We start from the raw sequence: 11,335 nt of genomic DNA, 5'->3' as shown, positions 1-11,335 counted from the left end.
CCTTAGTTCAGTCGGTAGAACGGCGGACTGTTAATCCGTATGTCGCAAGTTCAAGTCTTGCAGGGGGAGCCACTTTTGAAGCCAAGTCGAAAGACTTGGCTTTTTTTCTATCTGCGATTTGCCGACCTGTCTGTCATTTAAGATAGCGACAGCTTTCAATAGCGGTAAAAAAGGCAAGCTCTGCTTACCCTTTTGATTTCGATTCAATTTACTTAAAGCCTTTTTCTTTTTTGATTAAATCGTAAGCCTGCTGAATTTCCTGCGACTTTTCTTTGGCAACATTCATCATCTCTGGCGGCAAGCCTTTAGCCATCAATTTATCTGGATGGTGTTCATTCATCAGCTTGCGATATGCACGTTTAATCGCTTTATCATCAGCACTTTCGCTGACGCCAAGCACTGAATAGGCATCCGCCAACCTATCCTTAGTTGAAGCTTGCTGCCACTGCCCTCCCCCAGATGAATGTTGCTGATGTTGATGCCCGCCAAATCCACCACCATGCTGGAAACGGAAAGAAGCTTCTTGCATACGTAAGCGACTTTCCAGTTGCTCGGAAGAAAACCCTAAGCCTCGCGCAATCTTATGCAGTACATTTCGTTCGCTTGGATGAATATCTCCATCAGCAAAAGCAGCTGATATTTGTAGTTCCAAGAAGAACTGCATCAAATCGAAACGACCACCAGTGGAGATACGCACTTTCTCGAGAACATTTTCCAAAGGAAAATTCGCATCCTTCCCCTCTCGGAAAGCATTCTGTGCCGCCAACCTTTGTTCGCCATGCAGACTCATGCGATCCATCATGATGCTCGCGAGCTGGATCTCTTCTCTTGTGACTTTGCCTTTTGCTTTCGCAACATGCCCCATCACGGAAAATGCCGCTTTGAAGAACTCTTCTTGTCTTTCTGCTTGGCTTGGGCCAGAACCAAAAGATCCTGTATGAAAACCTGCTTGATTCAAACGTCTAGCTTTATCAAATTGATGTCCAAGAAATAGACCAAAAATGGCGCCAACGGGTCCTCCGAACAGAAAGCCGAAGAAAGCGCCAAGAATTTTGCCAAAAATATGCATTATGTGCTCTCAATCTATGAATTTTTTAGGAGTAAAGCGGTCTGATAGTGCCGGGAGAGTGAATTTCCTTTATGATATCGAACGTTATCATTTAGCATTTGCTCCCAATATTGGAATTACACAAGTTCAACAGGATAGTACAATTCAATGTCACTTTTTTCCCGCTCATTTTTAGCTGTTTCCATTAGCGCTGCACTGTTTGCACCACAAATCCATGCAGAAGATACGCTAGATGACAGTGCGCAAAGGTTGCCTGCTATCGATCAGTGTCTTATCAATGAACCTGAACCGGTTAATCCGAACGAACAGCCTATCAATGTCGAAGCGGATAATCTAGAAGCAATTAATGGCGATAAAGCGACTTATTCCGGTAACGTCGTGGTTGTGCAAGGTAAGAAACGCATTGAAGCGGATAACGTCACTCTGCACCAAAAAGACAACATCGCGGTTGCTGAAGGAAACGTGAATTTCAGTGATGGTGAAGTTAAAGCCGTAGCCGATAAGGCAGTCAATAATCTCAATAACGACGAGATGACGCTAGAAAACACTCGCTATAAATTCCTGTGTGAGCCCGGCCGTGGTGATGCTAAATATGTAGCCAAAACAGGTAAAGCGGTTTATGAAATCGAAGACGGTTCTATCACCTCTTGTCCTGAAGATGATAACTCTTGGCGTCTACGCGCATCCAGTATTGATATCGACCAAAACGAAGAACAAGCAACCTTCTATAACCCTCGTTTAGAAATTCAACGCGTTCCCGTTTTTTATTTACCGTTCTTAACCGTTCCAATTGGTGATACGCGTAAAACAGGTTTCTTGTATCCAACAGTCTCGTACGGCACCCGAGACGGTTTCGAGATGGATATTCCCGTCTATTGGAACCTTGCACCAAATTATGATTTGGAAACCACTTATCACTACATGCAGAACCGTGGTTCGCAGCTTAACAGTGTATTTCGCTATCTGAGCGATTTTGGTGAAGGTCAGATCAAATCCGAATATCTCAACGAAGACCAGCTTCACTTGGATAAAGGCGCTCGTTGGGGCTACCAATACGAACACAGCGGTATCTACCAACAGGCGTGGAAGTTAGAAGTTGATTACTCAGAAGTAAGTGACATTGACTATTTCTCTGATCTGGATTCTGCTATTGGTAATCGTGAAGATGGCCAACTGATTCAGGAAGGCCAGGTGACCTATCGGAGTCAAAATTGGGATACATCGATTCTCGTCAGACAATTTCAGTTGTTGTTAGCCGACGAATCGAGCAGTCAACCCTACCGATTGATGCCACAGTTGGCCTTTAATTACTACGCTCCCGAGCTGATGCGCTATTTAGATTTCGACCTGAAAAGCCATATTTCACGTTTTGAGACCGATGCATCGGGCCAACCATCAGCTACCCGTGTGCATATTGAGCCGGGTTTTAAAATACCTTTAGCTAACACGTGGGGAACTTGGACTACAGAAGCTAGGCTGCTCGGAACCTATTACCAACAAGATCTCGAAGGCGTCAAGACAGCAGATGAGACTAGTGAATACTATGGACTGGAAGAAAGCGCTTCAAGAGTGATTCCTGAGTTCAGAACTAATGCAGGTATTATTTTGGAGCGCGATACCGTCCTTTTCGACGATTACACCCAAACGCTCGAACCGCAAGTCCAGTACTTGTACGTACCGAACAAAGATCAAAGCAACATCGGCCTATACGATACGACTCTGTTGCAAACAGACTACTATGGCCTGTTCCGCAGTCGTAAGTACAGTGGTGTGGATTACATCGCATCAGCAAACCAGTTCAGCTACGGTGCATCTAGCCGCTTTTTTGATGAAGCATACAAAGAGCGCTTAAACATCGCTTTTGGTCAGATTTTTTATATCGACAAAAAGTTTAAACCTTCCAATTACTCAGAAGAAAACAATTCGGATTCAGCAAGTAAGACCAATTACTCTGCTTGGGCAATGGAAATGGACTTCAACTACGATGATTTCCTTTTCTACCACGGGGGAGTTCAATACGATGTTGACACCAGCGCACTGCAGTTAGCTAACAGTACTCTAGAGTATCGATTTAATGATGGATTTATCCAGACTAACTATCGTTATGTTACCAAGGAATATATCGAAAACACTGTAGGTGAAAGTATTGATGTTGCGAACATCACCCAAGACGGCATCTCACAAGCAGGCGTTATCGCCGGCTACCAGCTGTCTCGGAAATGGTATGCAAGCGCCCAATATTTCCACGACTTAACGACTGATGAAGCATTAGAGTGGCTAGCGAACTTACGTTACACATCCGACTGCTGGTACATGGGTTTCACATACAGCAATCAGTTGAAGAGTTGGGGAACCACCAACATCAACGATATAGCGTATTACAAAGACCCTGTCTACGAAAACAACTTTAGTTTCAACATCGGTATCATAGGTTTTGGTACTAGTGTAGGCGCGGGCTCTAGTATGACAGGAGTTGACAGCGCAGGTAACTCTCTAAGCTATGGTCGTCCATTCTTCTTGAATAACTAATTTACGACTCAGATAACGATAAGTTATTAAGATAATAGGAATTTAAATGAACTTGTGGAAACACACCCTCTTAGGTTTAGTCGCAGCTCTAAGCATGAGCAATGTTAATGCTGCACCAGTAGAACTCGACCGCGTTGCCATCATTGTAAACGGTGGCGTTATCTTACAAAGTGACATCGACAGTGCATTAAAAACGGTCAAAGTAAATGCCAATAGTAATGGGCAATCTTTGCCAGAAGAATCGGTTCTGCGAGATCAGGTAAGAGAAAAACTCATCATTGATACGCTGCAGCAGCAAGAAGCTGAACGCATTGGCGTGCGTATTGACGATGCTCGATTGAACGATGCTATTGGTAATATTGCTAAACAAAACAATCAAACATTAGAACAGTTGCAAGCTTCAGTAAGCGCTCAAGGGCTCACCTACCCTGAATTTCGCGAGCAAATACGAAAAGAAATGTCAGTGAGTGAAGCTCGAAATGCCATGGTTCGACGTCGTATCAATATTTTGCCAGCTGAAGTCGATACATTAGCAGAGCTGCTTGCTCAAGAAACCAATGCAACCGTTCAATATAAAATCAGCCATATTCAACTGCGTTTCAATGATAACCAAGATAAAGCTCAGTTAGAAAAGCAAGCTAATGAACTGGTTGAACAACTCAACTCTGGTGCTGACTTTAGTAAAATGGCATACAGCTACTCCAAAGGGCCAAAAGCACTGGAAGGTGGTAACTGGGGTTGGATGCGTAAAGAAGAAATGCCTACCATTTTTGCCGACCAAATCAAGATGCAAAACAAAGGTAGTATTATTGGGCCATTCCGCAGCGGTGTTGGTTTTCATATCTTAAAAATCGATGATGTAAAAGGCTTAGAAACCGTTGCGGTAACTGAAGTAAATACTCGCCATATTTTGATCAAGCCAACCATTATTCTGAGTGACGAAGGCGCGAAGAAGCAACTTGAAGGCTTTATCGAGCAGATTAAAGCGGGTAAAGCCAACTTCGGCGACCTAGCACAGCAATACAGCCAAGACCCTGGTTCTGCCGCGCAACATGGTGAGCTGGGGTACCAAACACCAGATTTGTACGTTCCAGAATTTAAACATCAAGTTGAAACACTACCCGTCGGACAAATCAGTGAACCGTTTAAAACCGTACACGGCTGGCACATAGTAGAAGTACTTGATAGACGCGAAGTAGACCGAACAGACTCTGCGTTGAAAAACAAAGCCTACGGTATTCTGTTCAACCGTAAATTCAACGAAGAAGCCGGTGCTTGGATACAAGAACTGCGAGCAAGTGCATTTGTTGAAGAGTTAAAAGGTGATCAGGATGAAAATTAAACGCATCGTGGTTACCGCTGGTGAGCCTGCGGGTATTGGCCCCGATCTTGTTTTAGCGCTATCCAAAGAAGACTGGACGCATCAAATAGTTGTTTGTGCGGATAAAAACATGTTGGCAGAAAGAGCGACAGCGCTCGGTATCAATGTTGAACTGCTTGATTACAATGCTCAACTAACACCGCAGCCTCAAAAAGCAGGCACGCTGGTTGTCGACCACATCGCGACCGCAACGCCTGTTGTTGCTGGTCAGCTCGATGAACAAAACGGACATTACGTATTAAAAACATTAGAAAGAGCCGCTTTGGGCTGTATGAATAATGAATTTGATGCTATTGTCACCGGCCCTGTACACAAAGGGGTGATCAACCGAGCTGGTGTTGCCTTTAGTGGTCATACTGAGTTTTTTGCCGAGCAATCTAATACACCACTGGTTGTGATGATGCTGGCAACGGAAGGATTACGAGTTGCACTTGTAACCACGCATATACCATTGGCTTACGTTTCTAAAGCGGTAACCAGTGAGCGTCTAGAAAAGATCATTCATATTCTCCACAAGGATCTCGTTGAGAAATTTGCGATTGAGCAGCCTACTATATATGTATGCGGCCTTAATCCTCATGCAGGTGAAGATGGCGTGTTGGGTCGAGAAGAAATCGACACCATTACTCCAACATTGGAAAAATTACGTCAGCAAGATGGCATAAATCTGATTGGCCCACTGCCAGCAGACACCATCTTCAACGACAAATACTTGCAAAAAGCGGATGCCGTTTTAGGTATGTACCATGATCAAGTTCTCCCTGTATTGAAATACAAAGGCTTTGGTCGCTCTGTGAATATCACATTAGGTCTGCCATTTATCAGAACGTCTGTCGACCACGGAACTGCATTAGATCTTGCTGCTACGGGTACAGCCGATATTGGTAGTTTCAGAACAGCACTCGCTCAAGCTATTGAATTAGTTGATAAGAAAACGAATTAACTTCGAGAACACTATGAGAAATGATGTCCACTTAGGACACAAAGCGCGTAAACGTTTTGGTCAAAACTTTCTAAACGATCCTTATATTATCGACGGTATCGTTTCAGCAATTAACCCTCTTCCGGGACAAAACTTGGTTGAAATCGGCCCTGGTCTAGGCGCTATAACTGAACCCGTTGGTCGTGAAGTAGATAAGTTCACAGTAATCGAGCTTGACCGTGACTTGGCAGAACGCCTACGCAATCATCCTGAATTGGCAGATAAGCTGACCATTCATGAAGGTGATGCCATGCGTTTTGACTTTACTCAGTTAGTAAAGCCAAATAACAAACTGCGCATTTTTGGTAACTTGCCATACAACATTTCTACGCCGTTAATGTTCCACTTGTTTGAATATCATAAAGACATCCAAGATATGCACTTTATGCTACAAAAAGAAGTGGTAAACCGTCTCGCAGCGGGACCAGGTAGCAAAGCATATGGCCGTTTAACAGTAATGGCTCAGTACTACTGTAAAGTCGTACCAGTACTTGAAGTACCACCAACAGCATTTGTTCCGCCACCAAAAGTAGATTCAGCGGTCGTGCGCTTGGTTCCTTATGAAGAGCTGCCTCACCCAGTAACTAATTTGAAATGGCTAGATCGCGTAGTTCGTGACGGCTTTAATCAACGTCGTAAGACTGTACGTAACTGCTACAAAGCATTAATGCCACTTGAAGTGTTAGAAGAGCTCGGAGTAAATGCTTCCATGCGTCCAGAAAACCTAACTCTGCCTCAGTTTGTTGCGATGGCAAACTGGCTAGACGCAAATGCTTCTGATGGCAATAAGACCGACGAGTAGTAAACTTAAAACAGGACGACATAGCTCGTCCTGTTGTTTTTCCTATCTTGATAAGGAGTTCACATGGATGATGTCTCTGCGCCTTGTATTAAGATTCAAGTTCATACCAAATATATCCCTGAGCAATCGACTCCTGAGCAGATGCGCTACGTATTCGCGTACCTGATTACCATTAAAAATCTGAGCCCTGAAACCGTTCAACTCATCAGCCGTCGTTGGTTAATCACCGACGCCAATGGCAAACAATTGGTTATAGAAGGTGATGGCGTGGTAGGCGAACAACCTTTTATTGATGCCAACGATGAGTACACCTACACCAGTGGAACGGCAATTGAAACACCGGTCGGTGTAATGCAAGGGCACTACATCATGCATGATCGTGAGGGTAATGAGTTTATCACCAATATCGAGCCTTTTCGTTTGGCCGTACCTAACGTTTTAAACTAACCGGAGTAACAGTGGCGAATTATATTGTTGGTGATATCCAAGGTTGTTTTGACGAACTTCAGTTACTGCTTGAACAAGTTAATTTCGATCCGAAAGAAGATATCTTGTGGGTAGCGGGTGATCTCGTTGCTCGCGGTCCTAAATCTTTAGAAACGTTGCGCTTCATTCGTACGTTGGGTGATGCAGCAAAAGTCGTTTTGGGCAATCACGATTTGCATCTCCTTGCAGTCGCCTGTGGCATTCACCCAATTAAAAGCAAAGATAAAACACGTCCAATATTAGAAGCAGAAGACAGAGATGAACTCCTGCACTGGTTACGTGAACAGCCACTGTTTTTAGAGCACGATGAGTTTGTTGTTTGTCACGCAGGAATCTCACCTAAGTGGGATTTAACTACTGCGCGTGAATGTGCAAAAGAGATCGAATCCATACTACAAAGTGATCGTTGGATGTGGCTGATTGAAAGCATGTATTCCAACCAACCAGATCAATGGCGATCTGATCTTAAAGATCTGGATCGCTATCGCTACATCATTAACGCCTATACTCGCATGAGGTTCTGCTTTATCGATGGAAGATTGGATATGAAGTGTAAACTTCCTCCGTCAGAAGTCAGTGGGAATCTGTTACAACCTTGGTTCGACCTCAAAAACAGAGTACCAATTGAAAAAACCGTTCTGTTTGGGCATTGGGCAGCACTGGAAGGCTATCACGGCAAAGATGTGATAGGACTTGATACAGGATGTGTGTGGGGCGGACATTTGACTCTGCTGCACTGGGAAGAAAAAAAATTCTTCACTCAAAATGCACTCAACGCAGCCGTTGAATAGAGCCCAAATAAACAAAGCCCAGCGATAACGCTGGGCTTTGTTTATTATAAAATGATTTTAGTGACGTTCTAGAATCACAAACTTCATATCGTAGGCATTCTTTTCATCAGCCGAATAGCTTTCGCTATGGCTTTCCAGCCAGCCTCCTCCCCAATCCGGGAACTGAGTATCCCCTTCGACATTGGCATCAATATAGGTAACATACAGACGGTCAGCCTTAGGCAGACAAGTGGCATACACACTGCCGCCACCAATGATCATCACCTCTTCAACGTCACCTGCTACCTTAAGAGCTTCTTCAATTGAAGTAGTAACCGTCACACCTTCAATGTTCAGGCTAGGATCACGACTGATCACAATATTCTGTCGTCCCGGTAGAGGACGTCCAATCGATTCGTAAGTTTTACGCCCCATGATAACGGGCTTACCTAAAGTACAACGCTTAAACCAAGCGAAATCTGCAGGTAAGTGCCAAGGCATTTGGTTATCTTTGCCAATAATTCGATCATTTGCCATCGCGGCAATCATACTGATGATCATTCTTCTTCCCTATTAGACGATTACTTCTTCAAACTGTCCGTTTGTTAAACCACGGGTTTTCGGCGATAGAATAACAGCCCCGGCACCGCAAGACCAACCGCTAGGCCAGCGATAATAAACATCGCCTTGAGGAAGTTTTCAAATAAAGTCTCTAACAGTTCTGGTCGAAAACCTAAATGGTTGATTTCCACCATAGCGATCATCGCTTTATAAGTGAAAACACCAGGCACCATTGGAATAAGTGCGGCGACAGTAAACACTTTAGGATGAGCCAAAAACTTATGCGACCAATGAACACCAATCATGCCGACAATTGTGGCGGCAAAGAAGGTTGCCCATTCAATAGGAATGCCAAACTGCATCATTAAATAGCGCGAGCCATGGCCTATAGCGCCACCCAATGCACAATATTTCAGAGCAGGGACAGGGACATTAAAAACCAGAGCAAAACCAACCGCCGGAATGGCAGCAAAGAACATGTCGTTAATCAGACCAAAAAGTAATTGCCAACTTAACATCTCTACCACCCCCACACGCCAGTAATACTCATGGCTGCAATGATTCCCAAACATGTTGCTAATGTCAGTAAACTCGCCATAACAAAACGTGCAATGCCAACGTTGACAAAGCCTTTCAGCATATCTGCAACCGAGTTAATTAACGGAAAACCCGGCACCAACATAAGCACCGAGGACGCCATCACTATGGTTGGTTTATTACCAAGTTGATAGATAACAGCTTGTGCGGAAATGACAGACGTAACAAAAGCGGTCGCCGCAAAGTTCAACAGCGGGTTGAAATGACGATGTCCGATTTCCTGACGAACGAACATACCGACTGCGGAAGCAACAAAGGTAATAGCAAATACCGTCCAGTCACCGCCAGCGAGGCGGGAAAAAGAGGAACAGGACAGCCCAATCATCAATACCACTAACCAACGGTTGTAGCGCTCAGGACTAATCTGGTTAAGCTTCTTCTGCGCTAAGGAGTGATCAAGCAGACCTTTTTCCATCATGATGCAAATACGCTGAATCTGAGTCACAGCGCGCATGTTGATACCACGATCAGCGCAGCGTCTGGTGGTAGTAATACAGTGGTCGTTTTCAAGTGTCGTGACAACCAAAGATCCAGCTGAGAGTGAAACTTCCACCTCTGTCATGCCACAGGCACGCCCCATCCTTTCCATGATCCCAACCACCAAAGCGCTTTCAGCGCCGTGAGCCAGTAACATTTGACCTGCTTGTGCGATTAACCTCGATACGGCTCTCTGTTTGGATGCCATGATTCCTTTCCTAACGTCCTAAGGGTAAAAATTGTGAAGCTCTAGTTTGCATGAAAATCATATCGTGAAATATGATTTAGACACAAAAAAGCCGCAATAAATCATTGCGGCTAATTTCAGTAGACAGAACTATTCACGAACATAGATAACGTGTCCGTCATCTTCTTCGTCGTCCCAATCATCCCAATCGTCATCATCTTCTTCAGTGACAACATTGCGACCAGCCATTGCGTCTTTGTGGTAATCATCCCACATAAACTCAACTTTCTGCTCTTCGCTCAACTCTTCTTCTGCGCGAGGTAGAGTTTCCATAAAGTCAGCCAACTCACGACAAAGCTCTACAGTGCCCTGTTTGTTCACCGCTGAAATCTTGAAGTGTGGACCTTCCCACGCTAGCGCTTCTAAGATCTCTTGGATCTTTTCATCCGCTTCTTCTTCAAGCATTAGATCTGCTTTATTAAATACTAACCATACTGGCTTCTTCGCTAGTTTTTCGCTGTACTGCTCAAGCTCATCCATAATGGTCAGAGCATTTTGTGCAGGCTCACTTCCATCAATAGGTAAAATATCGATCATGTGAAGCAATACACGGCAACGCTCTAGGTGTTTCAAGAAACGAATGCCTAGACCAGCACCTTCAGCGGCACCTTCGATCAACCCAGGGATGTCAGCAACAACAAAGCTTTTCTCTGGCACAACACTCACTACACCCAAGCTTGGGATCAATGTAGTAAATGGATAGTCTGCAACCTTTGGTTTCGCTGCTGATACAGAGCGAATAAAAGTCGATTTACCAGCGTTTGGCAAACCTAGCATACCTACGTCAGCAAGCAGCAATAGTTCGAGGCGTAGTTCACGAACTTCACCTTTAGTACCCATGGTCTTTTGACGAGGAGCGCGGTTTACAGACGATTTAAAACGGGTGTTACCAAGACCGTGCCAACCACCTTTTGCAACCATCACTTTTTTGCCGTGTTCAGCCACTTCACCCACGATTTCATTGGTGTGGATATCCACAGCACGAGTACCTACAGGCACTTTCAGTGTAATATCTTTACCACGTTTACCAGTACAGTTGCCGCCACTACCGTTTTGACCACGTTCCGCTGCATAGAAACGCTGGAAACGATAGTCAACTAGTGTATTTAAGTTCTCATCAGCTTCGATGTAGACATCGCCACCGTCGCCGCCGTCGCCACCATCAGGGCCACCTTTCGTTACGAATTTTTCACGCCAAAAGCTAACAACGCCGTTACCGCCATCGCCTGCTTCGACTTTAATTACCGCTTCATCAACGAACTTCATTACTTACTCCGCATTACTTGCGTTGCAATATCACTTATTACCAGTGATATAAATTTTAGCAGATCCAGATTCATCGTGTTGACGAGAGATCTAAACCTACATATTGGAACAGATAAGGAGGGACTCTATATTCTTCTACTGAAGAACCCCTTCTTTTTTGCTCTGCAT

General features: G+C 44.4%; 11 protein-coding genes. 6 read left to right on the top strand and 5 right to left on the bottom strand.

Features of this window, described 5'->3' with window-relative positions:
• Window positions 1-208 precede the first annotated feature (208 nt).
• Window positions 209-1,069, bottom strand: a complete 861-nt coding sequence (gene djlA, locus ACRQQK_RS09750) for a co-chaperone DjlA (RefSeq protein WP_457511204.1) — start codon at window positions 1,067-1,069, stop codon at window positions 209-211.
• 147 nt (window positions 1,070-1,216) lie between these two features.
• Between djlA and lptD the strand changes: the two genes are divergently transcribed.
• The 6 genes from lptD (at window position 1,217) to apaH (ending at window position 8,040) form a co-directional block, all read left to right on the top strand.
• Window positions 1,217-3,598 carry an LPS assembly protein LptD gene (gene lptD, locus ACRQQK_RS09745; protein ID WP_457511203.1) on the top strand — a complete coding sequence of 794 codons (2,382 nt, stop codon included), beginning with the start codon at window positions 1,217-1,219 and terminating at the stop codon, window positions 3,596-3,598.
• Between the two features lie 46 nt (window positions 3,599-3,644).
• Window positions 3,645-4,940: a peptidylprolyl isomerase SurA gene (gene surA, locus ACRQQK_RS09740; RefSeq protein ID WP_457511202.1), complete on the top strand. Its 1,296-nt coding sequence runs from the start codon at window positions 3,645-3,647 to the stop codon at window positions 4,938-4,940.
• Window positions 4,930-5,922 carry a 4-hydroxythreonine-4-phosphate dehydrogenase PdxA gene (gene pdxA / locus ACRQQK_RS09735; protein ID WP_457511201.1) on the top strand — a complete coding sequence of 331 codons (993 nt, stop codon included), beginning with the start codon at window positions 4,930-4,932 and terminating at the stop codon, window positions 5,920-5,922. The genes surA and pdxA overlap by 11 nt, the downstream gene beginning before the upstream one ends.
• Window positions 5,923-5,935: 13 nt before the next feature.
• Window positions 5,936-6,763 carry a 16S rRNA (adenine(1518)-N(6)/adenine(1519)-N(6))-dimethyltransferase RsmA gene (gene rsmA / locus ACRQQK_RS09730; protein ID WP_457511200.1) on the top strand — a complete coding sequence of 276 codons (828 nt, stop codon included), beginning with the start codon at window positions 5,936-5,938 and terminating at the stop codon, window positions 6,761-6,763.
• A 63-nt stretch (window positions 6,764-6,826) separates the two neighbouring features.
• On the top strand, window positions 6,827-7,210 hold the full coding sequence (apaG, locus tag ACRQQK_RS09725; RefSeq protein ID WP_457511199.1) for a Co2+/Mg2+ efflux protein ApaG: 384 nt from the start codon (window positions 6,827-6,829) through the stop codon (window positions 7,208-7,210).
• Between the two features lie 11 nt (window positions 7,211-7,221).
• Window positions 7,222-8,040: a bis(5'-nucleosyl)-tetraphosphatase (symmetrical) ApaH gene (apaH, locus tag ACRQQK_RS09720; protein WP_457511198.1), complete on the top strand. Its 819-nt coding sequence runs from the start codon at window positions 7,222-7,224 to the stop codon at window positions 8,038-8,040.
• 57 nt (window positions 8,041-8,097) lie between these two features.
• Here apaH and folA read toward each other — a convergent pair whose 3' ends face one another.
• The 4 genes from folA to cgtA all read right to left on the bottom strand — a co-directional run bounded on the left by folA (window position 8,098) and on the right by cgtA (window position 11,167).
• A complete protein-coding gene (gene folA, locus ACRQQK_RS09715) occupies window positions 8,098-8,580 on the bottom strand; it encodes a type 3 dihydrofolate reductase (protein ID WP_457511197.1) in 483 nt (160 codons plus the stop codon).
• Between the two features lie 44 nt (window positions 8,581-8,624).
• On the bottom strand, window positions 8,625-9,098 hold the full coding sequence (locus ACRQQK_RS09710; RefSeq protein WP_171137249.1) for a threonine/serine exporter family protein: 474 nt from the start codon (window positions 9,096-9,098) through the stop codon (window positions 8,625-8,627).
• A 2-nt stretch (window positions 9,099-9,100) separates the two neighbouring features.
• The gene (locus ACRQQK_RS09705; RefSeq protein WP_457511196.1) at window positions 9,101-9,862 is read right to left on the bottom strand and encodes a threonine/serine exporter family protein; all 762 of its coding nucleotides are present in this window, start codon (window positions 9,860-9,862) and stop codon (window positions 9,101-9,103) included.
• 129 nt (window positions 9,863-9,991) lie between these two features.
• Window positions 9,992-11,167: an Obg family GTPase CgtA gene (cgtA, locus tag ACRQQK_RS09700; protein ID WP_457511195.1), complete on the bottom strand. Its 1,176-nt coding sequence runs from the start codon at window positions 11,165-11,167 to the stop codon at window positions 9,992-9,994.
• Window positions 11,168-11,335 lie beyond the last annotated feature (168 nt).

The sequence above is a fragment of the Vibrio sp. C8 genome (assembly GCF_054051265.1).
Note: the sequence above shows the minus strand (reverse complement) of the source record. Positions and strands in the feature narration are given on the sequence as shown.